Annotated in this window: 26 protein-coding genes and 1 tRNA gene; 16 read left to right on the top strand and 11 right to left on the bottom strand. The window is 41.6% G+C overall.

Going from position 1 to position 25,536, the window contains the following annotated elements; translation table 11 throughout:
• The first annotated feature begins 35 nt into the window (after positions 1–35).
• Positions 36–1,541, top strand: coding sequence for a glutamate--tRNA ligase (gltX, locus tag HYN49_RS03885; protein ID WP_108902898.1), 1,506 nt, complete (start codon positions 36–38; stop codon positions 1,539–1,541).
• A 27-nt stretch (positions 1,542–1,568) separates the two neighbouring features.
• On the opposite strand, the gene HYN49_RS03880 is transcribed toward gltX, so the two are convergent.
• Positions 1,569–2,204 carry an outer membrane beta-barrel protein gene (locus HYN49_RS03880; RefSeq protein WP_108902897.1) on the bottom strand — a complete coding sequence of 212 codons (636 nt, stop codon included), beginning with the start codon at positions 2,202–2,204 and terminating at the stop codon, positions 1,569–1,571.
• A gap of 140 nt (positions 2,205–2,344) precedes the next feature.
• On the opposite strand from HYN49_RS03880, the gene HYN49_RS03875 reads away from it, so the two are divergent.
• Complete coding sequence (locus HYN49_RS03875; protein ID WP_108902896.1) at positions 2,345–3,316, top strand: SPFH domain-containing protein; 972 nt, start codon at positions 2,345–2,347, stop codon at positions 3,314–3,316.
• Between the two features lie 97 nt (positions 3,317–3,413).
• Here HYN49_RS03875 and HYN49_RS03870 read toward each other — a convergent pair whose 3' ends face one another.
• The 4 genes from HYN49_RS03870 to HYN49_RS03855 form a co-directional block, all read right to left on the bottom strand.
• A complete protein-coding gene (locus HYN49_RS03870; protein ID WP_108902895.1) occupies positions 3,414–3,659 on the bottom strand; it encodes a DUF6327 family protein in 246 nt (81 codons plus the stop codon).
• Positions 3,660–3,663: 4 nt separating this feature from the next.
• Positions 3,664–4,014 carry a competence protein gene (locus HYN49_RS03865; RefSeq protein WP_108902894.1) on the bottom strand — a complete coding sequence of 117 codons (351 nt, stop codon included), beginning with the start codon at positions 4,012–4,014 and terminating at the stop codon, positions 3,664–3,666.
• Entirely contained in the window at positions 4,014–4,349 is a 336-nt protein-coding gene (locus HYN49_RS03860; protein WP_108902893.1) for a YtxH domain-containing protein, read from the bottom strand. The genes HYN49_RS03865 and HYN49_RS03860 overlap by 1 nt, the downstream gene beginning before the upstream one ends.
• A 316-nt stretch (positions 4,350–4,665) precedes the next feature.
• Positions 4,666–6,717: a glutamine--tRNA ligase/YqeY domain fusion protein gene (locus HYN49_RS03855; protein WP_108902892.1), complete on the bottom strand. Its 2,052-nt coding sequence runs from the start codon at positions 6,715–6,717 to the stop codon at positions 4,666–4,668.
• Between the two features lie 102 nt (positions 6,718–6,819).
• Between HYN49_RS03855 and folB the strand changes: the two genes are divergently transcribed.
• The gene (gene folB / locus HYN49_RS03850) at positions 6,820–7,179 is read left to right on the top strand and encodes a dihydroneopterin aldolase (protein WP_108902891.1); all 360 of its coding nucleotides are present in this window, start codon (positions 6,820–6,822) and stop codon (positions 7,177–7,179) included.
• Positions 7,180–7,296: 117 nt separating this feature from the next.
• Here folB and HYN49_RS03845 read toward each other — a convergent pair.
• The 4 genes from HYN49_RS03845 to rnr all read right to left on the bottom strand — a co-directional run bounded on the left by HYN49_RS03845 (position 7,297) and on the right by rnr (position 11,072).
• A tRNA-Cys gene (locus HYN49_RS03845) sits at positions 7,297–7,367 on the bottom strand.
• A gap of 62 nt (positions 7,368–7,429) precedes the next feature.
• Entirely contained in the window at positions 7,430–8,119 is a 690-nt protein-coding gene (locus HYN49_RS03840) for a LysE family translocator (RefSeq protein ID WP_108902890.1), read from the bottom strand.
• Between the two features lie 79 nt (positions 8,120–8,198).
• Positions 8,199–8,870: a head GIN domain-containing protein gene (locus HYN49_RS03835; protein ID WP_108902889.1), complete on the bottom strand. Its 672-nt coding sequence runs from the start codon at positions 8,868–8,870 to the stop codon at positions 8,199–8,201.
• An 18-nt stretch (positions 8,871–8,888) separates the two neighbouring features.
• Positions 8,889–11,072, bottom strand: a complete 2,184-nt coding sequence (rnr, locus tag HYN49_RS03830; RefSeq protein WP_108902888.1) for a ribonuclease R — start codon at positions 11,070–11,072, stop codon at positions 8,889–8,891.
• Positions 11,073–11,740: 668 nt separating this feature from the next.
• On the opposite strand from rnr, the gene rpiB reads away from it, so the two are divergent.
• From rpiB to HYN49_RS03815, 3 genes are all read left to right on the top strand, one after another.
• Positions 11,741–12,172: a ribose 5-phosphate isomerase B gene (rpiB, locus tag HYN49_RS03825; RefSeq protein ID WP_108902887.1), complete on the top strand. Its 432-nt coding sequence runs from the start codon at positions 11,741–11,743 to the stop codon at positions 12,170–12,172.
• A 109-nt stretch (positions 12,173–12,281) separates the two neighbouring features.
• Positions 12,282–12,845: a helix-turn-helix domain-containing protein gene (locus HYN49_RS03820; protein ID WP_108902886.1), complete on the top strand. Its 564-nt coding sequence runs from the start codon at positions 12,282–12,284 to the stop codon at positions 12,843–12,845.
• Between the two features lie 22 nt (positions 12,846–12,867).
• Entirely contained in the window at positions 12,868–14,991 is a 2,124-nt protein-coding gene (locus HYN49_RS03815) for a Tex family protein (protein ID WP_108902885.1), read from the top strand.
• A 28-nt stretch (positions 14,992–15,019) separates the two neighbouring features.
• Here HYN49_RS03815 and HYN49_RS03810 read toward each other — a convergent pair whose 3' ends face one another.
• Both HYN49_RS03810 and tatA read right to left on the bottom strand, forming a co-directional pair.
• Positions 15,020–15,220 (bottom strand): twin-arginine translocase TatA/TatE family subunit, encoded by a 201-nt coding sequence (locus HYN49_RS03810; RefSeq protein WP_108902884.1) that lies wholly within the window; start codon positions 15,218–15,220, stop codon positions 15,020–15,022.
• Positions 15,221–15,275: 55 nt separating this feature from the next.
• Positions 15,276–15,530 carry a twin-arginine translocase TatA/TatE family subunit gene (tatA, locus tag HYN49_RS03805; protein ID WP_108902883.1) on the bottom strand — a complete coding sequence of 85 codons (255 nt, stop codon included), beginning with the start codon at positions 15,528–15,530 and terminating at the stop codon, positions 15,276–15,278.
• 169 nt (positions 15,531–15,699) lie between these two features.
• Here tatA and HYN49_RS03800 point away from each other — a divergent pair, with 169 nt between their 5' ends.
• Genes HYN49_RS03800 through HYN49_RS03755 form a run of 10 tightly spaced genes read left to right on the top strand, consistent with a single transcriptional unit; the run spans position 15,700 to position 25,534 of the window.
• Entirely contained in the window at positions 15,700–16,569 is an 870-nt protein-coding gene (locus tag HYN49_RS03800) for a M23 family metallopeptidase (protein WP_108902882.1), read from the top strand.
• Position 16,570: 1 nt separating this feature from the next.
• Entirely contained in the window at positions 16,571–18,067 is a 1,497-nt protein-coding gene (locus HYN49_RS03795) for a GH3 auxin-responsive promoter family protein (protein ID WP_108902881.1), read from the top strand.
• A 3-nt stretch (positions 18,068–18,070) separates the two neighbouring features.
• Entirely contained in the window at positions 18,071–18,964 is an 894-nt protein-coding gene (locus HYN49_RS03790) for a carboxypeptidase-like regulatory domain-containing protein (RefSeq protein ID WP_108902880.1), read from the top strand.
• 42 nt (positions 18,965–19,006) lie between these two features.
• A complete protein-coding gene (locus tag HYN49_RS03785) occupies positions 19,007–20,695 on the top strand; it encodes a DUF6909 family protein (RefSeq protein WP_108902879.1) in 1,689 nt (562 codons plus the stop codon).
• A gap of 8 nt (positions 20,696–20,703) precedes the next feature.
• Positions 20,704–21,684: a hypothetical protein gene (locus HYN49_RS03780; RefSeq protein ID WP_108902878.1), complete on the top strand. Its 981-nt coding sequence runs from the start codon at positions 20,704–20,706 to the stop codon at positions 21,682–21,684.
• Positions 21,685–21,687: 3 nt separating this feature from the next.
• A complete protein-coding gene (gene rfbA / locus HYN49_RS03775; RefSeq protein ID WP_108902877.1) occupies positions 21,688–22,545 on the top strand; it encodes a glucose-1-phosphate thymidylyltransferase RfbA in 858 nt (285 codons plus the stop codon).
• Positions 22,546–22,549: 4 nt separating this feature from the next.
• Positions 22,550–23,101 carry a dTDP-4-dehydrorhamnose 3,5-epimerase gene (gene rfbC / locus HYN49_RS03770; protein ID WP_108902876.1) on the top strand — a complete coding sequence of 184 codons (552 nt, stop codon included), beginning with the start codon at positions 22,550–22,552 and terminating at the stop codon, positions 23,099–23,101.
• On the top strand, positions 23,095–23,931 hold the full coding sequence (gene rfbD / locus HYN49_RS03765; RefSeq protein ID WP_108902875.1) for a dTDP-4-dehydrorhamnose reductase: 837 nt from the start codon (positions 23,095–23,097) through the stop codon (positions 23,929–23,931). Before rfbC ends, rfbD begins: the two co-directional genes overlap by 7 nt.
• Complete coding sequence (locus HYN49_RS03760; RefSeq protein ID WP_245892248.1) at positions 23,931–24,857, top strand: glycosyltransferase family 2 protein; 927 nt, start codon at positions 23,931–23,933, stop codon at positions 24,855–24,857. The genes rfbD and HYN49_RS03760 overlap by 1 nt, the downstream gene beginning before the upstream one ends.
• Positions 24,854–25,534, top strand: coding sequence for a GNAT family N-acetyltransferase (locus tag HYN49_RS03755; RefSeq protein ID WP_108902873.1), 681 nt, complete (start codon positions 24,854–24,856; stop codon positions 25,532–25,534). Before HYN49_RS03760 ends, HYN49_RS03755 begins: the two co-directional genes overlap by 4 nt.
• Positions 25,535–25,536 lie beyond the last annotated feature (2 nt).

Genomic DNA, 25,536 nt, shown 5'->3' with positions numbered 1-25,536 from the left:
TGAACCTTTCATATCTTTGCCAAAAATTTCAACAAATGTCCAAACAAGTTCGTGTGCGTTTTGCACCAAGCCCAACAGGTCCGCTGCACATCGGCGGTGTCAGGACCGCGCTTTTTAATTATCTTTTCGCCAAAAAGCATGGCGGCATTTTCTATCTGCGTGTCGAAGATACTGACCAAAACCGTTTTGTTCCGGGTGCCGAAGCGTATATTATGGAAGCGCTGGAATGGTTGGGTATCGCCCCTTCAGAAACTGTTGGGAAGAATGAAAAATTCGGACCGTATCGCCAAAGCGAAAGGAAACCGCTTTATAAACAATACGCAGACCAGCTTGTAAATTCAGGTTGGGCATACTATGCTTTTGATACTGCGGAAGTTTTGGATGCGCACCGTAAACAGCATGAAGCAGAAGGGAAAACTTTTATTTACAACCACCATAATCGTGAAAAACTCGATACTTCCTTGGTGATTTCAAAAGAAGAAACTGAAAAACGAATTGCTTCCGGTGAAGATTTTGTCATCCGTTTTAAGACTCCTGTTGATGAAACTCTGCATTTGCATGACATCATCCGTGGTGATATCAAGTTTGAAACAAATTTACTGGACGATAAGGTTTTATTCAAAAGCGATGGCATGCCAACGTATCATCTTGCCAATATAGTTGACGATCATTTGATGGAAACATCCCATGTCATCCGCGGTGAGGAATGGCTTCCATCTATGCCGTTACATGTTCTATTGTACCGTGCTTTTGGTTGGGAGGCGCCGGAATTTGCGCATTTGCCATTAATCTTAAAACCAATCGGCAACGGAAAATTATCAAAGCGTGACGGTGATAAAATGGGCTTCCCTGTGTTTCCTCTGGAATGGAAGACGGAAGAAGGCCTTTCGTCAGGTTACCGTGAAAAAGGATTTTTCCCTGAAGCAGTCATCAATTTCCTCGCGCTTTTAGGCTGGAACGATGGCACGGACAAGGAATTGTTTTCGTTGGAAGAACTTGCGGAAAGTTTTGACTTAAACCGCGTGCACAAAGCCGGAGCGAAATTTGATCCGGAGAAGAACAAATGGTTCAACCACCAATATTTAATCAGGCAGGATGACGATACTTTGGCAAAAGCCTTTGCTCCCATCGTTTATGAAAAAGGCATTTCTGTAGATTATGGCACATTGGTTAAAATCGTTTCACTAATAAAGGAACGTGCGCATTTCGTTTCGGAATTCTGGGATTTGGCAGATTACTTCTTTGTAGCACCAATTTCTTATGATGAAAAAGCTTCCAAAAACTGGAAAGAAGATACCCCGGAATTGATGAAACAACTGATTTCGGTTTTGGAAAAAATGGAAGGTTTTCATTCCAAAAATATAGAAGACATTGTAAAAGACTGGATGGCGAAAAATGAGATCGGTATGGGTAAAATCATGCAGCCGTTCCGTTTGAGCCTCGTGGGAGCTTTAAAAGGGCCGCATTTGTTCGATATCGCTGAAATTATCGGACAAGAAGAAACCATCAGAAGGATTCAAAAAGCCATCGATACATTATAAATCAAAGCCCTCAGAAGAGGGCTTTTTTTATAGATACAACACAATATTTCCGTTCAGCACGCCTGGATGCCCGGTAATATGGCTTCCATGGCTTTTATTGACCCTTTCAAAAGTATTCAGCATACCATATTGGTAGGAAACGTTGACCCTGAATTTCAAAAATCCCGCCGTCAAACCTACGACCGGTGAAAAGTTGAACTTCGAAATGTCGCGCAATTGTTCTACAGTAAGCGGCGTTCCCGCAATCAGGTTTCCTTTTTTATCCCTGTCATAAGCCAATTCTCCCTGGAAATGAAACGCCGGCCCGATCTCCACACTGAAATGCCTCGGGACAATCTTATAACTGAATTGCAGCGTTACCTGCCCGCCGGACATCGTATAATCAGTATCATCAGGAATGCCGATGGTATTGGTTGTTGCAACGGAAAAGTTATATTCGCTGAACTGCATTGCATATACAATATCCCAATTGTTAAAGAAATTGCCGCGTACAGAGAGCCCTGCATTCCATCCCGTTCCGCCTTTGGCTTCAAAACCATCGGTCATCATCGTCATTTGGTTCAAACCACCGGTGATGCCGATCATATTGGAATCTTTATAATCGTATTGCGCTGAGGCCGCCATCGAAAATACACCGAGGCACAGCAAGATTATTTTTTTCATAAGTGTAGATTTTTACAGCAAACGTAGGATTATTTGGCTGAATTGCTTTAATCCGCCTGAAATAAATTTGTAACATTTGAAATATCCATCCGTATAAACACCATTAACCTTAAAATCCAAAAACAATGACTTTTGAAATTATGTTCGCAGTTCTCGGCTTTATTGGACTTTTTATTTTCTTTTCCTCATTCTTTACCGTCAAGCAGCAAACGGCTGTGGTCATCGAACGTTTTGGGAAATTCCTGAACGTACGCAATTCCGGTTTGCAGCTGAAGATTCCGGTTTTCGACCGTATTGCAGGCCGTGTAAACCTCAAGATCCAGCAATTGGATGTCATTATTGAAACAAAGACACACGACAACGTGTTTATCAAAATGAAGGTTTCCGTGCAGTTTAAAGTGATTCAGGATAAAGTGTATGATGCGTTTTACAAACTCGAATATCCGCACGACCAGATTACGGCTTATGTTTTTGATGTCGTACGTGCCGAAGTACCCAAGCTGAAACTCGATGATGTTTTCGAAAGGAAAGATGATATCGCCATTGCCGTGAAACGCGAACTGAATGATGCGATGATGACTTATGGTTATGACATTATCAATACTTTGGTGACCGATATCGATCCGGACATCCAGGTGAAAAACGCAATGAACCGTATCAATGCAGCCGATCGTGAGAAAACTGCTGCCGAGTTTGAGGCTGAAAGCTCCAGGATCCGTATTGTTGCCAAAGCCAAGGCTGAAGCGGAAAGCAAGCGTTTACAAGGACAGGGTATCGCCGACCAACGTCGTGAAATCGCGCGTGGTTTGGTGGAAAGTGTCGAAGTATTGAACAATGTCGGGATCAATTCGCAGGAAGCTTCCGCGCTGATTGTGGTGACGCAGCATTACGATACGTTGCAGGCCATCGGTGCCGATACGAATTCGAACTTGATTTTACTGCCTAATTCCCCACAGGCCGCAACCGATATGCTGAACAATATGGTCGCTTCTTTCGCCGCTTCAAATCAGGTGGGTGAAATGATGAAACGCAATACCCCTAAAATCGAAAAGAAGGAACCCCGTTTCAGGGACATGCCGGAAAATCCGGAAAACCCTGAGATTACGGTATAAAAAAGAGGCCTTGCGGCCTCTTTTCTTTTCTACACATTTCAATTTTTACGGTATAAATACAAAGAAAATAACCTATGTATCTATGCGGTAAAAAATATTAAATCTTAAATAGTTTCTTCAGTATAAACGACAACGCCATGCCTTTTATCGGGCCGGACAATCCGCTCAGGACATTCACCGCTACCGATGGCAAACTGTTCTTGATCATCTGCCCCGGCGACAGGCTGTCTTTTGCCCTTCCAAAACTCTGAGACAATTTCCTGAACTGAATTTCCTTCTCCAATTTCAGGATTTCAAGATCGCGGTCGATTTCCTCATAAGAGCTGTATCTTTTATTTTCCATGGCTTTAATCGTTGAAAAAGAATTCGGAGAATTTCTCGAGGATCGGGCCTTCGACAATTTTATCTTTGATACGGTACACGAAAAATCCGATGATCATATAAAATCCACCAATAATTAAAAATCCGTAAGCAAAATTATCCAGTGCATATCCAATCGCCAAAGCGCCTGCAATCGAGAAAAAAAGCATCACAAAAACAAAGACCATGCTCAACAGGAAAATCTTCAACAGCATCGTCGTCGATTTCATGGCCACTTTAAATAGCCACAATTTATAATACGACACGTTGGTTTCCAGGAAAGCTTTGGCCTGTTCCTGCAAATCGTCCGCGTTTTCCTTGATTTCTTCGAAAGCCATTATTGTTTGGTTTTTGAAGCTTCAGCTGTTTTTTTCAGTTCTGCGAGTTTTTTCTCCAAAGTAGCGATGACATCTTCTGTATGTTCATCTACATTGGCCACCAGGTCATCGAAACTGGATTCAAGATCGGCTTTGGTGGCTGAAAATTTTGATTTCACTTTTTCCGACAGTTCACCAAACTTGTTTTTAAGTTCATCTTTTTTGTCGTCAAAACCGCCTTTGATTTTTCCACGGGTGTTGGACCCTTTGTCCGGAGCAAATAAAATTCCGAGTGCTGCGCCGATGGCTGCTCCTGCCAAAACGGCGATGATGGTATTTCCCCTATCGTTTGCCATGATAATTTAATTTTAAAAATTAGAATTTTAAAGTTAAGGATTTTAACATTTAGTGGTGTTAACGCGCCGTTAAAAGTCGATATCTCAAAAAATGATTTTTAAAATATCTAAAACGCAAAATAAAGCGCGCTGTTAAATCCAATTTCAGTAAATGACAAAGAGGGTTCCGGAGTAAAATTTTTACAATAAAAGCGTTCTATGGAAGCTGATTTTAATTGATAAAACTAATATTTATTCCACCTTTAATAAGATTTATATATAATAAAAAAGCCCCTTGTAAAAAGAGGCTTTTGATATAAAAAACTGATGGTTTGAATTATTGTACTTTCAAAATTTCAGTTTGAAACTTTTCAAAGTTCGCTGCATCATTTTTGAGGTTTTCAATCACCGATTTTTTTACGAAAATTGATTCACTCCTTAAAGACATCGCATATAGTTTTTCCAAAACCTCGGCATCAACATCTGAATATTTGATCTTATCTGCATATTTCAGAATGAAGTTTGAAAAAAGCAACGACGATTTATTGTTGTTTACATTTTTTCGGATGGCATTCTGCAGCAAACTGAAACTGCTGATCGATTTGATGTTTTCAGCTATGAAATTTTCAATCGTTAAGCGTTCCTCATCGCTTTCCACCTTGAAATATTTATTGATTTCCTTAAGTGAATTATTAATGGCATTTTCCTCCTTTTTACCTTTTTCTTCCCAGGCATCTTTCAATCCGACAGTTTTATTAAAAACCGGTTTTTCAGCCGTAGAATCCTTATCAACCGTAAAATAACCCAATCTCTGAAACTGGAATTTATCTTCATTTTCAGCCGATTTCAGGCTCGGCTCCAGATAACCTGTAACGACTTTCAATGAATCCGGGTTTACAAATTCAAGGAAGTCCTTTTCCTTATGTGTATCGGGTGCTTCTTCATTGAAAAGGCGGTCATACAAGCGCACTTCAGCAGGAATCGCATGTGCAATCGAAACCCAGTGCAGTGTTCCGGACACTTTCCGTTGACTGGCTTCGGTGCCGCTTCCGCTTAAACTGTCCGTATCATAAGTGGCATGGATTTCAGTAATATTGCCATCTGCATCTTTTACAACACTTTCACCTTTAATGATATAAGCATTCTTCAGCCTCACTTCCCTGTCGATACTCAAACGGAAAAATTTTGCCGGAGCGTCTTCCATGAAATCTTCCCTTTCAATATAAATTTCCCTTGAAAAAGGCACTTTCCTGAAACCTGCCGTTTCGTCTTCCTGGTTATTTTCTGCATCAAGCCACTCTTCTTTTTCCTCAGGATAGTTGGTGATGATCAGCTTCACCGGATCCAAAACCGCCATGACACGAGGTGCTGTTTTATTCAGATCTTCACGGATACAGGCTTCCAAACGGGAAACATCGATCAGGTTATCACGCTTGGCAATCCCTATTACTTCAGCAAAATTACGTAGTGCAGCGGGGGTATAACCTCTTCTGCGCAATCCGGAAATCGTAGACATCCTTGGATCATCCCATCCCGTCACGTGATTGTCCTGCACGAGTTTCAGTAATTTCCTTTTGCTTACCACGGTATGGCTCAGGTTCCTTCTGGCAAATTCACGCTGTTTAGGCCTTACTTTATTTTCATCATAAATCTGATCCAGGAACCAGTCATACAATTCTCGGTGCGGAAGGAATTCAAGCGTACAGAACGAATGCGAAATCTGTTCGATATAATCGCTTTCGCCATGTGCCCAGTCGTACATCGGGTAAATGCACCAATCGTCGCCGGTACGGTGGTGGTGTTTGTGCAAAATGCGGTACATGATCGGGTCACGCATCAGCATATTGGTCGATTTCATGTCGATTTTCGCACGAAGGATGTGCGTTCCTTCGGGAAATTCACCTTTTTTCATCCTTTCAAATAAATCGAGGTTTTCTTCGATGGAGCGATTCCTGTACGGACTTTCGGTACCTTCAGTCGATGGCGTTCCCTTCTGTTCGGCCATAGCTTCCGAGGTCTGGCTATCTACATAAGCTTTACCATTTTTGATGAAAATCACAGCCCAATCGTACAATTGCTGAAAATAATCAGATGCATAGCGTTCCTCAGCCCATTTGTAACCAAGCCATTGCACGTCGCGTTTAATGGCATCTACGAACTCCTGCTCTTCTTTAGCTGGATTTGTATCGTCAAAACGCAGATTTACCGGGGCGTCGTAACTGATTCCGAGGCCAAAATTCAGCGCAATCGAGCTCGCATGCCCGATGTGCAGGTAACCATTAGGTTCCGGCGGGAAACGGAAACGCAGTTTAGCATTTGAAAGGCCTTTTGTAAGATCTTCCTCAATGATTTGTTCTATAAAATTCAGCGATTTCTCTTCGGTCGACATTAGAATAATTTTTGGGCAAAGATAGAAAAACATAGTTTAAAGTTTGCCGTTTAAAATTGCGTAAAACCTGTAACTTTAAGCCATAAACCTTGAACCTTTGATATGGGAACTATAAAACTCAAAAATATACGTACGCATTCCTTTCATGGCTGCCTTGAAGAAGAAAGTAAAATCGGGTCTGATTATATCGTAAACCTTGAAATCAAAACTGATTTGAGGAAATCTTCGGTTTCAGATGAGCTTTCGGATACTGTGGATTATGTCTTGTTAAACCGCATCGTTATGGAGGAAATGGCGATTCGTTCAAAATTGCTCGAACATGTCGCGCATCGTATCATCAAGCGCATTTTTAAGGAAATAGCGGCCGTTTCAAGGATTATTGTAGCGGTTTCAAAAGTCAATCCACCGATCAATGGCGACGTGGAATTGGTGACGATTGAGATGGAAGAGTATCGGAATTAAGTATTATTTTAAATTTTTAATATGGATTTTAAATCTCTGGATTTAATAAAGTTGCCTGCATAACTTAAACTTCAACATTTAAAATGAAAAAAGCTTCCCTTTCGGAAAGCTTTTCAGAGGCATCGAGCGGATTCGAACCGCTGTAGGAGCTTTTGCAGAGCCCAGCCTAGCCACTCGGCCACGACGCCATTATTTCTATGGAGCGCAAATGTAAATAAAAAGTTTAACTCCGCACAACTTTTTATGTATTTTACTTTTTATCATGCGGCCCAATAATATTCACCGCATCCTTCACGAACTTCTGGTCGCTTGGAAACCAGCCCTGCAGCATAATAGAGATCCCGAAAATGACCAAAAGGATACTCGTGACTTTCTTGATTTTCATAATATTGGCCGGAGTCATCTTGTTTTTCAGCTTTTTTGCCAAAAGCATTTTCATGATATCCACCGCGAGGTAAGTTCCTATTACTGAGGCAAAAAATATGGACATCCGGGAATAATCCAGTTGCAACGAAGGCCCGAAAGTAATGAAGACCAATACCCAGAAACCCAATACGCCCACGTTGATGAAATTCAGCAGGAATCCTTTCAGATAAAGGCTTCCGTAGTTTTTCTTTATGATTTCGAGTTCGGGTTCTTCGGGTTCTGTTTTGGCATTCTTCTTTAATTTCAGGTACGAAATAATGCCATAAGTCACCATAATCAATCCGCCGAAAATGTATAATGCGGGATCATCCTTAATCCTGTTGATCAATCGGTAACTGCTGAAAAAAGCGACGGCAATGAAAACAATATCAGCGGTAACGACACCCAAATCGAAAACCATTGCAGCACGGAATCCTTTGGTGGCGGCGGTTTCAAGCAATACAAAAAAAACAGGACCTATCATGAAACATAATAAAATGCCTAATGGAATGCCTAATAAAATGTCCTGAATCATTCGTTTTTGGTACTAAATTTTGTTCTGAAACCGGTGCTTGTCAACACAAATATAAATCAAAAATAAAATAAATTCCGAATCACTGTTTTGATTCTACAATGTCACCGCCCAAAACCGTCTTCTTGTTAATCTGTTTCGGATTGCCGTAAATCGTGATGGTCCCTCCTGCCCTGACCTTTGCATCTACGAGTTCCGTCGCTTGAACATCGGCTTCTCCTCCGGTTGTGATCGATACGGTAGTTTGTACTGTTTTCAATTCAGCGGCTTCAAGGATACCGCCGGTTCCGAGTGCCGCTTCCTGGTTTTGCGCACTTCCGTGGACTTTCACGATGCCGCCGGTTACCGATTTTATTTTTGCTTTGGAAACATCGAGTGCCAACCTGATTTCGGCACCTTCTTTAGCAGTAATTTCAAAAGAAGTCTGCCTGAAGATCTCGTCACTGATGATGTAAGCGCCTTCACTTCCATCCACACTCTGGATATTTTTGAAATACAATTTAGCTTTAACATCATCGCCTTCAAGCAGTTTACCGAACTTCATTCGTATTTTCAGGAGGCCGTTTTTGTTTACGATTTCTACTTCGTCGCTTCTTTTTCCGCTGATTTCAATCCTGTTTTCAGAAGATTGAATCAACTCTACATTAATCCGGTCAAAAACCTTGACATCACTGAAATCGCCAAGCGTTTTATTGGTTTGTGCCAAAGAAATATTGGCAATCAGTACTATCAGAATCAGGGCTAACTTTTTCATGTATCTATTTTTTAAAGTTTATTCATTGCGCCGGATGAAATGGAAATCAAGCTGTTTCTTCACCAGATCGGCATTTTTTACCTTAACGAAAACTTCGTCACCGAGTTGCAGTATATTTTTTGAAACTTCTCCAACCAGCGCATATTGCTTCTCATCAAACGTATAATAATCGTCTTTGATTTCACGGATACGGCACATGCCTTCACATTTGTTTGCCAGGATTTCCACGTAAATTCCCCATTCGGTAACACCGGAAATCACTCCCAAAAATTCCTCATCCTGATGGTCCTGCATGTATTTGACCTGCATGTACTTGATGCTGTCGCGTTCGGCATTGGTGGCTAAAGATTCCATATTAGAGGCGTGCTCACATTTTTCTTCATACAATTCCTCACTTACTGATTTGCCGCCATCGAGATAATATTGCAGCAGGCGGTGCACCATCACGTCAGGATAACGGCGGATTGGCGAAGTGAAATGCGAATAATAATCGAACGCCAGACCGTAATGGCCTATATTATCCGTTGAATATTTGGCTTTGCTCATGCTTCGGATGGTCAGGGTATCTACAAGATTTTGCTCTTTTTTTCCCTGGACATTTTCTAGTAAGTTGTTCAGCGACTGCGAAATATCTTTTTTGGATTTGAAATTGATGCTGTAGCCGAATTTTGAAATGATGCCCTGAAGGTTCATTAATTTGTCCTCATTTGGCTCATCGTGGATCCGGTACACGAAGGTTTTCTTTTGTTTTCCGATGAATTCCGCCACTTTCCTGTTGGCTAAAAGCATAAATTCCTCAATCAGGTGATTCGCATCTTTAGATTGCTTAAAGTACACGCCGACAGGTTCTGCATTTTCGTTCAGGTTGAATTTCACTTCGACTTTATCGAAAGAAATCGCACCATCGGCCATTCTTTTTGATCGTAAAATTTTAGCAAGCTCATCGAGCTTTAAAGTGGCTTCCACAATCGGATCGGGAACAGGATAAGCTTCACCGGTCAGGGAGATTTCTGCAGGGATGGTTTCGTCTTTTGTTTCTATGATATACTGGGCTTCCTCATAAGCAAAACGCTGGTCCGAATAAATCACGGTCCGTCCGAACCACTGGTTGACGACCACTGCTTTTTCCGTCAATTCAAAAATCGCTGAAAAAGTATATTTTTCTTCGTTCGGACGAAGCGAACACGCGAAATTCGACAACACCTCCGGAAGCATCGGTACCACGCGGTCTACGAGATATACCGAAGTGCCTCGTTGGTATGCTTCATCGTCAAGAATAGTTCCTTCTTCGAGATAGTAGGACACATCGGCAATGTGGATCCCGATTTCGTAGTTGCCATTTTCCAGCTTTTTGAAGGACAGGGCATCATCAAAATCCTTTGCATCTTTAGGGTCAATCGTAAATGTCAGCGTATCACGCATGTCGCGGCGCCTGGCGATTTCTTCGGGATGGATTTCCGTATCAAGCTTTTGCGCAAATACTTCCACATCGATCGGGAAGTCATAAGGCAAACCGTATTCTGCTAAAATCGCATGGATTTCAGTATCATGTTCACCAGGTTTTCCAAGTACCTTTATGATAGAACCGAAAGGACTGTCAGCTTTTTTCGGCCAGTCTTCGATTTTTGCAATCACGACATCCCCTTGTTCGGCATCGCCTATCTTATCTTTCGGGATAAAAATATCGGTATACATTTTGGCATTGGCGGTAGAAACGAAAGCAAAATTCTTTTGGATATCGATCACGCCGACGAACTCGGTTTTGCTTCGTTCCACGATTTCAATGACCTCGCCTTCAGGACGTTTGCCTTTGCGTCGGTTGTAAACATACACTTTGACTTTGTCCTTATCGAGTGCATGATTGAGGTTGTTTGTCGGAATAAAAACATCTTCAGCAAATTCATCTTTACAAATAAAATAGGCTGTTTTCCTGCTGGTCATATCGATCGTGCCTTCATAATAATCCTTACTGATGGCTTTCACTAAATATTTTCCGGGTTCTGATTCTATGATTTTATTCTGGGAAGCAAGGATTTTAAGGTCCTTTATAATTTCGTTTCGGCTTTTGGTATCGTCAACATCGAGGATGGCTGCAATCTGCTTGTGGTTAAAACCCTTATTGGCGTGTGCAGCGAGTATTTTTAGTATTTTCCCTGAGAAGTCTTTCTCTTTCTTTCCAAACTTTTTTGGCTTGTGACTCATATATTTTTTTCTTAAAGCGGAAAATTACGAATAAGAATCTACAACGCTTTCATTCGCTTTAACATTTATAAAAAATATAACGCTCCAACACATCCAAGTTTTCAACAACATTTAAAAACATCACAAAAAAAAGAAAATAGAATTTTAAAATTTTGGTGGTTATTATAGCGTGTTGATAGCTACAATAAATTTTTAAAAGATGGCATTGCTATGTAGTTTATACTTGTTATAACAATTTACTAACATTAATTTTACATTGCAAAAGACTGAAAATGAAGAAATTTTTAGGTTTAATTAACAGTTGTTGATAATTCAGAACAGGTAGTTTTTGTTGCAAAATTGTTTGATCAAACATGTTGATAAGCACAAAAAAAATAGGGATAACTCTTCAAAAAATTCATCAAACATTTCTTGGATTTGTCAATACTGTTTTGGATTAGGAATTTAATCCGTACGACCAAAAAAAACTTCTAAAAATCGTTTTTAAGTTATAAACAAAAGCTGTTAATTTAAAGTTGACTGAATATCAAGCGTTTGTAAAATGTATCAACATTGAAATAATTTAACATTTCTGCAAAGGAATTTGAATTAAACTTAAAGGAAGCACGGCTCATTGCCTTTGTAAAAGATTGTAACTAACTTTGTGCGACACAACTTAACACGATAACATGAAAATCTCCATCGGAAACGACCACGCAGGCCCTGATTATAAAAAAGCGATCGTCAAAATGCTCGAAGAAAAAGGGCATCAGGTAACCAACCACGGAACAGATACTACGGACAGCGTGGATTATCCGGATTTCGGGCATCCCGTCGCTCAGGATGTCGAAAATGGAAATGCGGACTTCGGCATCGTCATCTGCGGAAGCGGAAACGGTATCAACATGACCGTCAACAAACACCAGGGCATCCGTTCAGCTTTATGCTGGACCAAGGAAATTTCGGCGCTGGCGCGCCAACATAATAATGCAAATATCATCAGCATCCCGGCGCGGTTCACTTCAATCCCGCAGGCTGTGGAGATGGTCGATACGTTCCTGAATACCGCTTTTGAAGGCGGACGCCATGCCAACCGCGTGGATAAAATAGCTTGCAGCTAGCCCTTTAAAAATAACGATTAGGCACGAATGCCGTATAAATGTCGTATTAAAACCGTCATCAAAAGACTTTCTCCGGTTATAATTTTGTCCAAACTTTAAATATAAAAACATGGAAGCTATTGGAGAAAGAATTCTAAAAGTAAGGAAGCAGAAGGGAATGTCCCAGGAACAGCTGGCCGATTTGTCAAAAATCAATTTGCGTACATTACAGCGTATTGAAAAAGGCGATAACGAACCACGCGGAAATACCTTAAAGCAAATCTGCGAGGTTTTACAAATCAATATTGAAGAATTGGTGGATTATGGTAAAATCGATGACCGAAAGTACCTTGTTTTTCTTCATTTATCTGTAATGACAGGAATCATTATTCCTTTGGGAAACATTATTCTTCCTGCAATTTTGTGGCTTAACAAACGCGATAAAATCATCAATGTAGATGTTCACGGAAAAAGCATCCTCAATTTCCAGATTTTATTTACCATACTTGTAAATGTCTTTTTGGTCATAGGGGTTTATGGCAAAATCTCACATGACTATCAAATCCCGTCATTTTTTTATATTTATTACCTGTTGATCATAGTGGCTTTGCTTTACCCGATTTTCATTGCCTCAAGAATCAATAAAGGAAATAATAAAAAATTCTACCCGAATCTGATTAGATTTGTGAAATAAGAATCAAAACTTTATTTCAGAAATGACGGCTGTCCAATTCATACAAAACCTTGTAAATACCGCACCCAAAAACATTGAAAACACGCTGAAGCTCCTGGCCGAAGACTGTACTATCCCATTCATTTCCCGCTATCGCAAAGATCAGACCGGAAACCTCGATGAGGTTGTCGTCGAGCAGATTGCAAAACTGAATTCCGGGTACCAAGCCATCATCAAACGCAAGGAAACCATCGTGAAATCGGTTGCCGAGCAAAATGCGCTCACGCCTGAATTCCGCCAGAAAATCGAGCAAAGTTTCGACCTTCAGGAGCTCGAGGATTTGTACCTCCCTTTTAAGAAAAAGAAAAAGACACGCGCCGATGTAGCCCGCGAAAACGGACTTGAACCCTTGGCTAAAATCATTATGGCGCAAGGGAATGACGATGTCGATTTCGTCTCGACGCGTTTCCTGAATAAAAATGTAAAGAACGAAGATGAGGCATTACAGGGTGCGCGCGATATCATTGCCGAGTGGGTCAATGAAAATATCTATGTACGCAGGCAATTGCGCCGTTTATACCACCGCACCGGACTCATTGAAACCAAAGTCTCCAGATCGAAAAAGGACGATGAAGCTGCGCAGAAATTCAGCCAGTATTTCGACTGGTCCGAAAACCTGGCCAAAGCACCGCCGCACCGTTTGCTGGCGATGCTGCGGGCAGAAAATGAAGGATTTGTAAAGCTTAAGATTGAAACTGATCCTGAGGAAGCTTTTGATCTGGTTAGCCAGATTATCATAAAAAAACATAATGACACCACACCACACATACAACTGGCCATCGGTGACAGCCTGAAACGATTGCTGTTACCGGCGATTTCGAATGAAGCATTGCAGGAAGCCAAAGCCAAAGCAGATGCGAATTCGATCCAGGTTTTCGCGGCGAATTTAAGTCAGTTGCTTTTGGCAGCCCCTTTAGGCGAAAAGAGGATTTTAGCAATAGATCCCGGCTACCGCAGTGGCTGTAAAATCGTGTGCCTGGATGAAAAAGGCGACTTACTTTACAATGAAACCATTTATCCGCACGCGCCGCAAAATGAAAGCGCCATTGCAATGAAAAAAATAAAGTCGATGGTCAATGCCTATAAAATTGAGGCCATCGCTATCGGGAACGGAACCGCGTCACGCGAAACCGAATTTTTCATCAAGAAAATCGCGTTTGATAAGCCCGTGCAGGTTTTTGTGGTCAGTGAGGCCGGCGCTTCGGTTTATTCCGCATCCAAAATTGCGCGCGATGAGTTCCCGTCATATGATGTGACGGTTCGCGGATCGGTTTCCATTGGAAGGAGATTATCGGATCCATTGGCAGAATTGGTGAAAATCGACCCTAAAGCCATTGGCGTAGGCCAATACCAGCATGATGTCGATCAGGGAAAACTGAAAGAGGAATTGGATACGGTAGTGATGCGCTGTGTAAATTCGGTTGGTGTGAACGTTAACACGGCGAGCAGGCATCTGCTGTCGTATGTGAGCGGAATCGGGGAAAAACTGGCTGAAAATATCGTGCAATACCGTTCAGAAAACGGGCCTTTTGAAGATCGGAAGCAATTAAAGAAAGTGCCAAGGCTGGGCGAAAAAGCATTCCAGCAGGGCGCGGCTTTCATCAGGATTTCAAATGCCAGAAATCCGCTGGACAATTCAGCAGTGCATCCTGAAAGTTATCCTTTAGTCGAAAAAATGGCGAAAGACCTGAAGATTTCAGTACATGAACTGATTGCCAATAAGGAAAAAACCGCATTGATTTCAGCGGATAAATATGTTACACCTGAAATCGGATTGCTTGGACTGAAAGACATTATCCGCGAATTGGAAAAGCCCGGGCTTGATCCACGGAAGTCCGCAAAAGTGTTTGAATTCGATAGCAATGTCCGTACGATTTCCGATTTAAAAACTGGAATGGTATTGCCGGGAATTGTAAATAATATTACAAATTTCGGCTGTTTTGTAGATGTCGGCATCAAGGAAAGCGGGTTGGTACACATTTCCCAACTCAAAGCGGGGTTTGTTTCCGATGTGAATGAAGTGGTGAAACTGCACCAGCACGTTCAGGTAAAAGTGACCGACGTAGATGAAGCCAGGAAAAGAGTGCAGCTCAGTATGATTATATAAAAAATCCCGGCCTGAACCGGGATCTTGATTAAATCTTTTCGTCTTCTCTATGTGCAGCAGGAGCTTCATCTTCTCCTTTCGCAGCATTCTTGAATTCTTTTACGCCGCTTCCAAGCCCTCGCATCAGTTCGGGAATTTTCTTGCCGCCAAACATCAGCAAAACAATCGCAAGGACAAGAATCACTTTCATCGGAGTGATTTCACCAAGGAAAACATATAATATATTCATCTTTTTTGTTTTTATTTCACCTAAAGATAGGCATTAATCAATTGAAATCAAAATTCTAAGCCTTTTCTTCATCCTGTGGCGCCGGTGGCGGCGTTAATGGAGAAGTAGGCGCTATCGGGTCTGTTGAAGCGGGTTTTTTCTGTGCCGGGGTATCCTCTTTTGCAGCATTCTTAAACTCTTTTACACCGCTTCCAAGGCCTCTCATCAATTCCGGAATTTTCTTGCCACCAAAAAGCAGCAGGATAATTATAATGACGAAAATTACTTCCGGACCACCAAATTCGCCAAGAAAAACTATTGAAGAAACCATATATTCATATTAAAATAAGGCAACAAAGGTATAAAAAATCTTCTGCCTAATGAAACTACGCTTTTTATTTGTGATTTTTTTAAAATAAAAAAGAAAGCCCGCGTTATGTTATGGCGCTTTCCAAAACGGGCATTGATAAATTTTTATATTTGTAGCACAAACTCAGACCATGTCGGACAAAAGACTCAAAAGACAACGGATTAAAAAGAAACTGTTTACCAAAAACAGGCTGGTAATCCTGAATGAGGATACCTTCGAGGAAATCTTCTCCTTAAGGCTGACACTGATGAACGTTTTTGTGGTAGCCTCTGTAGGCGCCGTCCTGATCATTTTTGTAACGACCTATATTATCGCTTTTACGCCTTTGCGCGAATACATTCCCGGTTATGCATCGTCACAGCTTAAAAAAGACGCCACTGAACTTGCCCTGAAATCCGATTCGCTGACCAATGCCCTGAAAAAGAATGAAGCTTATATCACTTCTATCAGGAAAATCCTTACCGGTGACGTAGACTATGCCAAACTCAACAAAGATTCCATTACGGCAGGCCAAACGCTTGACGAAACAAAACTCAACATGGAACCAGGTGAGGCAGACTTAAAGCTTCGCAAAGAAGTTGCCCAGGAAGACAAATACAACCTGTTTGAGCAGGCTTCGTCAAAGGCTGGCGCTGTGCTTTTCTCCCCTGTTAAAGGCATGGTTACAGAACCATATAGTATCAAAAACCGACACTATGCGGTGGATATCGCTTTGGCAAAAGATACGCCGATCAAGTCCATTGCGGCAGGTTCGGTGATTTTTGCCGACTGGACCCCCACAAACGGGAACGTGATTTTGCTGCGCCATAACGACGGATTGATTTCGGTTTACAAACATTGCGAATCATTAAATGCAGAGCAAGGGGACAAAGTTAAAACCGGCGAAGTCATCGCCATTGCAGGCACCACGGGCGAACAATCGACCGGCGTGCACCTTCATTTTGAATTGTGGAAAGACGGCTACCCGATCGATCCATCACAATTCATAGAATTCGAATAATATGGCTTCAATCAAGGCGGTCGCCGCAAAAATTTTCGCTTCGCGAATTTTTAAGAAAACCCAAAAATGGGCACAAAATCCAGTGGCCACGCAGCAAAAAGTTTTTAAAGATTTGATTGCAAAAGCAGGTCAGACGCAATTCGGGAAAGACCATCATTTCAATCAGATTAAAAATCACGCTGATTTTGTAAAAAACGTCCCGGTCCGTGATTATGAGCAGCTGAAACCGTATGTTGAAAAAGTGGTTCATGGCGAAGAAAATGTACTTTGGCCCGGAAAACCGCTTTATTTCGCCAAAACTTCCGGAACGACCTCCGGTGCAAAATACATCCCACTGACAAAGGAGTCGATGCCATCTCACATCCAGGCGGCACGCGATGCGATTTTACATTACATCCATGAAACCGGAAATGCAGATTTCGTGAACGGCAAAATGATTTTCCTGCAGGGCAGTCCCGAACTCGATGAAAAAAATGGGATTAAACTTGGGAGATTGTCCGGAATCGTAGCGCATTATGTCCCGAAATATTTGCAGAAAAACCGTCTTCCATCCTTAAAAACAAATTGCATTGAAGATTGGGAAACCAAGGTTGATGCGATTGTAAAAGAAACCGTCAATGAAAATATGACGGTGATTTCCGGGATTCCGTCGTGGGTGCAGATGTATTTTGAAAAACTGAAAGAGAAAACCGGAAAGCCTGTCGGGACCTTGTTTGAAAACTTCAACCTGTTTATCTACGGCGGTGTAAACTATGAACCGTACCGCGCGAAATTCGAGAACCTGATTGGCCGCAAAGTGGACAGCATTGAACTATTCCCGGCTTCGGAAGGGTTTTTCGCCTACCAGGATTCGCAAAAGGAAAAGGGCATGTTGCTGCTTTTGAATTCAGGCATCTTTTATGAATTTGTAAAATCCGAAGAATTCTTTACAGAAAATCCTAAACGTTATACGATCGGCGAAGTGGCACTGGAACAAAATTACGTGCTCATCATTTCCACCAATGCCGGGCTTTGGGCGTATAATATTGGCGATACGGTGCAATTTACGTCACTAAAACCGTATCGTTTGATCGTCTCCGGAAGGATCAAGCATTTCATTTCTGCTTTTGGCGAACATGTCATTGGCAAGGAAGTCGAAAGGGCGTTACAGGAAGCGATCCAGGATACGCATGTCCGCATCAATGAATTCACCGTGGCACCGCAAATCAATCCGCAGAACGGACTTCCGTACCACGAATGGTTTATCGAATTTGAAAACGAACCGCAAAACCTGGAGGATTTTTCTTTGAAAATCGATAACGCGATGCGAAAACAAAACACGTATTACGACGATTTGATTTCCGGGAATGTGTTGCGGACGCTGGTCATTTCGAAAGTAAAGCCGAACGGATTCAACGATTATATGAAATCGATAGGAAAATTAGGCGGACAGAATAAGATCCCGAGGTTGTCGAATGACCGGAACATTGCAGGAGAGTTGGAAAATTTAAAGATTTAAAAATTGAAGAATTTAAAGATTGGAAGTTGGCTTTGTTTGACGTTGCTTGTTAGCTTTTCAGGCTTCAGCCAAATCCTTGGCATCGTAAAAGACAGCCTTTCCGGGCAACCGATCCCGTACATCAACATTTGGATTGAAAACGGAAATACAGGCACCACTTCTGAACAGGACGGGACCTTTTCAATACAGGCTGATGCAAGCAAAAACCTCGTTTTCACAGGAGTTGGTTATCAGGCGAAAACCGTAAAAACCGCAGACGCAGCCATTGTATTATTAAAGGAAGCCGTAATTAAACTGGATGAGGTAAAAGTTACGGCCAGAAAACCGTCAGACATAAAAGAAATAGAAATTGGCGGTTCTGAAAAAATCCACCACAATCAACTTTGTGGCGCAACACCATGGATTGATGCGAAATTTTTCCCTTTTGAAAACACGTATACCGAAACCCCTTTTATCAAAAATGCCATCATTTTTACCGAAAGCAATATTAAAGATGCCACTTTTAAACTCAGGATTTTTGCTGTAGCAGAAAACGGTTTTCCCGGCGCTGATCTTGTGGATGAAGATATTATTATTAGCGTGAAAAAAGGCGGGAAGAAAAATATCGTTGACTTGTCAAAGTACCATCTTTCCATTCCTGAAAACGGAATCTTCATCGGTTTTGAATGGATGATCATAGAAAGCAACAAGTATATTTATGAATACAGGGATGAAAACCGTAAGAAAAACAGTTTCGATACCTATGCCCCGACGGTGGTCTGTAATCCTGTAGAAAAGGAACATACTTTCCGTTTTCAAGGCGGCAAATGGTTTAAGAATGTAAAGAAGAGCACTTACGAAGGAAAATACAAAGGCACCGTGATTGAACCCGCGATAAATCTTACACTGACCAATTAAAAAATAAAAACCCTACATTTGCAGGTTAGAAAATAACATTTAATGAGTGAAGTTAAAAACATTTCGCGCTCCAGGGCGCAAGAATCGTCAGCAGCTATTGAACGATTGTACATTACCATCAGGCATTTATTCAACCGCGGTTTCTATAAGCCGATGGGGGTTTCAGGTGAAACCTTACGTGAAGCCTTACTGGATTTAAGGCCTGAAATTTACGGCTCCATTGCCGAAGAGAAAGTCGAATTGAGCGGCCTTTTGTATGTCATTGAAAGGCTTCCGGTCGGGATAGAGGAATGCCGTTTCATCAATTTGATTTCAGATGAAGGCTATTCGAAATCCCATTTCAAGGCCATTGTGCCACCAAAGCGGAAACGCAATTGCTACCGCATCGACGATGAGCAGATGAACGTGGAAATCACGCGCGGGCGCTCCGATATTTATGATATCCTGACCCACCTTACATTCATCTTCATCGAATCGCATAAGATTAAGAACCGCATCCTGCTTGATGAAAGCGGCGAAGTGTCCCGCGACTGGCAAAAACTGGAACAAACCGTCCTACAGACTAAAAAACTGACGCAGATCGAAAAGGAGAAAGCGATTTCGCATACAGCAAATATCCTTGGGCGCTCGTTCGCTGAAATCCTTTCGATTTATGACGGGTTCGGGAATGCTGAAAAGCCCGACCGTTTCCTGCACGTCATTTACTGGCTCGGGAAAGGCGCTTTGGAAGAGGTTTTGGAGAGCAGCAAACGCACCATTACCTTCAGCCCGATTTTACGCGAAAGGCTTGGGCACCACATCCACGGAGAAATCTGGGCCACGAATATCAAGCAGACCTTGAAGGAAAATAACCTGCTCGACAGGCCAATCCACATCATCAGCGCGAACATGCACAGCGTGATGAATTCGATTTTCGCGCCTTATGTACACCGCATCAAATACAAGGACAAGCCGGATTTCCATGTGTATGAAGAGCTGAGCAGGCCCGGAGCACATGACGTTCGTGACAAAGTGGAAGATTTTGCAAAGCTTCACGGCATGATTTCACTGCCGGATACTTCTGGTACTAATATTGACGTGCAGATTTTCGATACAGCCAAAATTGACTGGAAAAAATCCACTTTTGCAAAAGCAAAGCCAAACGGAGAACCCGTAATCATCGTTATGGATTATGCCTTTGGCGAACAGGCTTATGAAACAATCGACGAATTGCTGAAACCATACCAGGAATCGAAAAATAAAAAGCATTTCCTGAATGTAGAATCCGTGTCGATTATGGGGAAAGCCGGTATTCTGGAAGGCGGAAAAGGCGATATCATGATTCCGTCAGCGCACATCAACGAAGGCACCGGCGACAATTACCCGTTTGAAAATGAGCTGACAGCTGAAATGCTTGAAGGGAATGATATCCCGGTTTTTGCCGGACCGATGGTCACCGTTTTAGGGACTTCATTGCAAAATAAGGATTTGCTGAAGTTTTTCCACGACTCGACCTGGGGTGTAATCGGATTGGAAATGGAAGGCGCTTACTACCAGAAAGCGATACAATCGGCTTCGAAAATAAGGAAGAGCATCAATCCCGATGTGAAAGTAAGGTATGCCTATTACGCTTCGGATAACCCGCTTGAAACCGGAAGCACACTCGCTTCAGGAGGATTGGGTACCACAGGGGTAAAGCCGACATACCTGATCACAATTAAAATACTAGAACAAATCTTTAACATAAAATAAAGCATAAAATGAGTAATACCCCTAAAAACGTTCCGGAAGACAAGGAAATTGACCTGTCCCAGATTTCCAAAAAGATTAACAGTGGATTTAAGAATATTGGTACAGGTATATTTAAATCAATCCGGTTTTTTATAAAAAATGCGGTCATTATCCTGATATTGTTTGCTGTAGGGGTCGGATTGGGAATTTTCATGGACAGCAACCAAAAGAAGTACAACCATGAAATCATCGTATTGCCGAACTTCGGGAGCTCGGATTATCTGTATGCTAAAATTGAGCTGATCAATTCCAAAATCAGTGAAGGAGATACTGTTTTTCTAAAAAAAATGGGATTACAATTCCCTAAAAACATATCAAAACTAAAAATAGAGCCTATCATTGACCCTTACAATTTTGTAAGGGACAGGGAGGAAAACATGGATCTTCTACGTCTTATGGCTGAAAACGGAAGTATCGACAAGGTTTTGAAAGATAAGATTACAAGCAAAAATTATTCCTATCACCAAATCACTTTCTCCACCAAAGGCAAGGCCACGGACGCAAACACCATACAACCGCTGCTGGCGGCCTTAAACGACAACGATTATTTGAAAATCATCCAGAAAGAAGCGCTTGAGAATGTAAAGCAAAAGATGCAATATAACGAACAAACCATCAACCAGATCAATGCCCTGCTTGATAATTTTTCCAATGCTGACGGAAAAGGCGCAAAAAACGGCAACCTGATTTATTACAGTGAGGACACGCAGATTGATGAGGTTTTGAAATCAAAATATAACCTTGTTACCGAACAGGGAAACAGGAGGATTGAGCTTATCAATTATCAAAAGATCATAAAGGACATCAGCATTGTTTCGAATATTGAAACACCTTCGTCGGAAACTTATGTTTTCCCGGTGCTTTTAATCGTACTGTTTATTTTTGGAAAATTGTTCATTCGTTTTTATAAAAGGCAATCCTTAAAATTTAAGGAAAGCACAGCAAACTAAATTATGAAAGGAATTATTCTTGCAGGCGGTTCCGGAACGCGTTTGCATCCGTTGACTTTAGCGGTAAGTAAGCAACTGATGCCGATTTACGACAAACCGATGATTTATTATCCGCTTTCCACCTTACTGTGGTCGGGAATCAGGGAAATATTGATCATATCCACGCCACATGACCTGCCGCTTTTCAGGCAATTGCTGGGCGACGGCTCGCGATTGGGCTGCATTATTGAATATGCCGTGCAGGAACACCCAAACGGACTTGCGGAAGCATTTATAATCGGTGCTGATTTTATAGGAAATGATAAAGTGGCGCTCGTTTTAGGCGATAATATATTTTATGGCACCGGATTGGCTGATTTGCTTCAATCCAACAACGATCCCGACGGTGGGATTATTTATGCCTATCATGTGCATGATCCCGAACGCTATGGCGTAGTTGATTTTGATGATAACGGAAAAGTGCTCTCAATAGAAGAGAAGCCGATTTCTCCGAAATCAAATTACGCTGTTCCCGGAATTTACTTTTATGACAATGATGTGGTTGATATCGCCCATAACATTAAACCAAGCCATCGCGGCGAAATCGAGATTACCGACGTAAATAAAGAATACCTCAAAAGAGGCAAGCTTAAGGTAAGTATTCTTGACCGCGGCACAGCGTGGTTCGATACCGGAACATTTAATTCATTGATGCAGGCATCGCAATTCGTTCAGGTGATTGAAGAAAGACAGGGACTAAAAATCGGTTCCATTGAGGAAGCGGCTTATAAAATGGGTTTTATAGGCGAAGAACAACTGCGTAAAGTGGCAGAACCGTTGCTTAAAAGCGGATACGGCAAACATTTACTAGATATAATTTAACCTAATGAACTTCATCGAAACGGAACTCGAAGGCTGTTTTATCATCGAGCCGAAACTGATTTATGACGGAAGAGGTTATTTCATGGAAAGTTTCAATGAAAGGATTTTCCGCGAAAAAACCGGTACGGATACTCACTTTGTCCAGGACAATCAATCATTTTCGTCGAAAGGGGTACTCAGGGGACTGCATTACCAGACCGGCGATCATGTACAGGCAAAGCTCGTCAGGGTATTGCAGGGAGAGGTACTGGATGTAGCTGTGGATCTCCGACCCGGGTCACCAACTTTCGGAAAACATGCCGATGTCATACTTTCGGCTGAAAATCAACGCCAGTTCTTTGTTCCAAGGGGCTTTGCACATGGATTTCTGGTGCTTAGCGAGACGGCTACTTTTTTTTATAAATGCGATAATTTTTACAACAAAGAATCCGAAGGCGGCATTATGTATAATGATCCTGACATTAATATCGACTGGCAATTCAATCCAGCCAACCTGATCATCTCTGAAAAAGACCAATTTCTCGACAATCTCGCCAACGCAAGAAAAATATGGTAGTTTTAGTAACCGGTTCTTCTGGACAATTGGGGCAGTCATTGCAGAAAATAGCAGCAAACCATCCACAGATCATTTTCCATTTTTATAGCTCGTCTGAACTTGATATCACAGACTTAGCACAATGCGAAACAGTTTTTTCTGCTGTAAAACCTTCATATTGCATCAACGCTGCGGCGTATACAGCAGTTGATAAGGCCGAAAGCGAACCGGCGAAAGCATTTGCCGTAAACGTGACAGGTCCTGAAAACCTGGCGAAGGTTTGCAGGGAATTCGGGACATTGCTTATACATATTTCCACAGATTTTGTTTTCGACGGAAATGCAGACAAACCTTACACCGAAGAAGACCTGCCCAATCCAACGGGTGTTTACGGTAAGACAAAATTAGAAGGTGAAAAAGCCATTGCTGCGATTTGGGATAAGCATTTCATTGTCAGGACCTCCTGGGTTTATTCTGATTTTGGCAATAATTTCAGGAAAACAATGTTAAGGCTTGCTTCAGAAAAAACGAGTTTATCGGTGGTTAACGATCAATTCGGAACACCTACAAACGCTTTGGATTTAGCCGAGGCTTTGATAACAATGATAAGGAGTGGGAAAAATACTTTCGGGATTTACAATTTCAGCAATGAAGGACAGTGTTCATGGTATGATTTTGCAAATAAAATATTTGAAATCAATAAAATTAAAATAGATTTACAGCCAATTCCGACAACACATTATCCAACGCCGGCGAAGCGTCCGTATTTTAGTGTTCTGGATAAAAGTAAAATAAAGAAAACGTTTGGAATTGAAATCAGTAATTGGGAAACGAGCTTAAAAAATAAATAGTGAAGAGTAATCCTGAAATATCGATTGTAAGCCCGATTTATAAAGCGGAGGGTTTTTTAGACAAATTGGTCGCTGAAATCGAAAAGGCCATGCTTACCCTCGATGTTGATTATGAAATAATTCTCGTTGATGACAGAAGCAAAGACAATTCATGGGAAATCATGAAAGTCCTGTCTTCAAAAAAACCCCACGTGAAAAGTGTCCGGCTCAGTCGGAATTTCGGGCAGCATCCCGCAATTATGGCAGGATTAAGCCAGGCGAAAGGGGAGTGGACTGTCGTCATGGATTGTGATTTACAAGACCAGCCGAAAGAAATCGTAAAACTCTACAACAAGGCACAGGAAGGTTTCGAAGTCGTGCAGGCAAGAAGGAAAAACAGGGAAGACAGTTTCCTGAAAAAGCTTTCATCGAAGATTTTCTCTAAAGTTTACGGTTACTTTACAGATACAAAGTACGATAATGAAATAGCAAATTATGGGATTTACCATAAGCAAGTCATTAAGTCAGTGCTGGAGGTATCCGATTACATCAAGTTTTTCCCATTATTCATAGCTTTTGTCGGATACAAATCTACATCCATCATTGTGGAACATGCACCAAGGGATTCGGGAACGACAAGTTATAGTTTTTCGAAATTGGTGAGCCTGGCTTTCAATACCATAATTTCGTTCTCGAATAAACCGTTGAAGCTTTTTGTGAAATTCGGAATGATCATTTCCCTGCTGTCATTTTGCGTCGGGATTTATTATATTTATCAGGCGATGCATCATGAAATCGAAGTGCTCGGATTTACCTCGATCATGGTTTCAATATGGTTTTTATCCGGCATTATCATAACAACGATCGGCGTCGTAGGGATTTATGTCGGAAAGATATTCGACCAGACTAAAAACAGGCCTGTATATATTATCGACGAAATCATATGATAAAGCGATTGGATTGGGACAGCGATTTTTTCGGATTAAGGATTGGCGAGGCTTTTTATGAAGAAAAATTAACCTCCACACCGGACTATGACTTGTTGTATGTAAAGGCAAACAACGATTTTGATGCCCAGATTGAAGGATTTGAAAACGGATTTTCAGAAGTGAAGCTGGTTTTTTCTAAAGCACTTGTCGAGGGCAATCACGAAGCAAATCCTATTGTTTCTATTGACCAAATCCCATATGATAAGCAAGAAATCTACGATCTGGCTTATGAAAGCGGGAAATTCAGCCGTTTCTTTTTAGACACACATTTTACTGTTGAAAAATTCCGTGAACTATACCAGAAGTGGATTGACAATTCTATTTCAAAAACAATCGCAGATGATGTTCTGGTGTATGTTGAGGGAAACGACATTACGGGTTTTGTGACCTATAAAACCAACAATGATTTGGCAACAATCGGCCTGATTGCCGTTAGCCCTGATCACCAGGGAAAAGGAATTGGAGGGAAGTTGCTGCAATTCCTGGAAGGCAGTTTATGGAAAAAAAACATTCGCAAACTGCAGATACCTACTCAGGAAAATAACCTGGCTGCCTGCAATTTTTATAAGAAGCAAGGGTACGGAATTTCCGAAAGAACATTTATAAAGCATTATTGGAGTGTTAAATTAATATAACA

Source organism: Flavobacterium pallidum, assembly GCF_003097535.1.
Lineage (GTDB): Bacteria > Bacteroidota > Bacteroidia > Flavobacteriales > Flavobacteriaceae > Flavobacterium > Flavobacterium pallidum.
This window is presented reverse-complemented; position numbering and strand designations above follow the sequence as displayed.

Bases quoted from the DNA above. Each gene is read 5' to 3' on its own strand.
- gltX (WP_108902898.1), top strand. From the start codon at position 36: ATGTCCAAACAAGTTCGTGTGCGTTTTGCACCAAGCCCAACAGGTCCG.
- HYN49_RS03880 (WP_108902897.1), bottom strand. From the start codon at position 2,204: ATGAAAAAAATAATCTTGCTGTGCCTCGGTGTATTTTCGATGGCGGCC.
- HYN49_RS03875 (WP_108902896.1), top strand. From the start codon at position 2,345: ATGTTCGCAGTTCTCGGCTTTATTGGACTTTTTATTTTCTTTTCCTCA.
- HYN49_RS03870 (WP_108902895.1), bottom strand. From the start codon at position 3,659: ATGGAAAATAAAAGATACAGCTCTTATGAGGAAATCGACCGCGATCTT.
- HYN49_RS03865 (WP_108902894.1), bottom strand. From the start codon at position 4,014: ATGGCTTTCGAAGAAATCAAGGAAAACGCGGACGATTTGCAGGAACAG.
- HYN49_RS03860 (WP_108902893.1), bottom strand. From the start codon at position 4,349: ATGGCAAACGATAGGGGAAATACCATCATCGCCGTTTTGGCAGGAGCA.
- HYN49_RS03855 (WP_108902892.1), bottom strand. From the start codon at position 6,717: ATGTCGACCGAAGAGAAATCGCTGAATTTTATAGAACAAATCATTGAG.
- folB (WP_108902891.1), top strand. From the start codon at position 6,820: ATGGGAACTATAAAACTCAAAAATATACGTACGCATTCCTTTCATGGC.
- HYN49_RS03840 (WP_108902890.1), bottom strand. From the start codon at position 8,119: ATGATTCAGGACATTTTATTAGGCATTCCATTAGGCATTTTATTATGT.
- HYN49_RS03835 (WP_108902889.1), bottom strand. From the start codon at position 8,870: ATGAAAAAGTTAGCCCTGATTCTGATAGTACTGATTGCCAATATTTCT.
- rnr (WP_108902888.1), bottom strand. From the start codon at position 11,072: ATGAGTCACAAGCCAAAAAAGTTTGGAAAGAAAGAGAAAGACTTCTCA.
- rpiB (WP_108902887.1), top strand. From the start codon at position 11,741: ATGAAAATCTCCATCGGAAACGACCACGCAGGCCCTGATTATAAAAAA.
- HYN49_RS03820 (WP_108902886.1), top strand. From the start codon at position 12,282: ATGGAAGCTATTGGAGAAAGAATTCTAAAAGTAAGGAAGCAGAAGGGA.
- HYN49_RS03815 (WP_108902885.1), top strand. From the start codon at position 12,868: ATGACGGCTGTCCAATTCATACAAAACCTTGTAAATACCGCACCCAAA.
- HYN49_RS03810 (WP_108902884.1), bottom strand. From the start codon at position 15,220: ATGAATATATTATATGTTTTCCTTGGTGAAATCACTCCGATGAAAGTG.
- tatA (WP_108902883.1), bottom strand. From the start codon at position 15,530: ATGGTTTCTTCAATAGTTTTTCTTGGCGAATTTGGTGGTCCGGAAGTA.
- HYN49_RS03800 (WP_108902882.1), top strand. From the start codon at position 15,700: ATGTCGGACAAAAGACTCAAAAGACAACGGATTAAAAAGAAACTGTTT.
- HYN49_RS03795 (WP_108902881.1), top strand. From the start codon at position 16,571: ATGGCTTCAATCAAGGCGGTCGCCGCAAAAATTTTCGCTTCGCGAATT.
- HYN49_RS03785 (WP_108902879.1), top strand. From the start codon at position 19,007: ATGAGTGAAGTTAAAAACATTTCGCGCTCCAGGGCGCAAGAATCGTCA.
- HYN49_RS03780 (WP_108902878.1), top strand. From the start codon at position 20,704: ATGAGTAATACCCCTAAAAACGTTCCGGAAGACAAGGAAATTGACCTG.
- rfbA (WP_108902877.1), top strand. From the start codon at position 21,688: ATGAAAGGAATTATTCTTGCAGGCGGTTCCGGAACGCGTTTGCATCCG.
- rfbC (WP_108902876.1), top strand. From the start codon at position 22,550: ATGAACTTCATCGAAACGGAACTCGAAGGCTGTTTTATCATCGAGCCG.
- rfbD (WP_108902875.1), top strand. From the start codon at position 23,095: ATGGTAGTTTTAGTAACCGGTTCTTCTGGACAATTGGGGCAGTCATTG.
- HYN49_RS03755 (WP_108902873.1), top strand. From the start codon at position 24,854: ATGATAAAGCGATTGGATTGGGACAGCGATTTTTTCGGATTAAGGATT.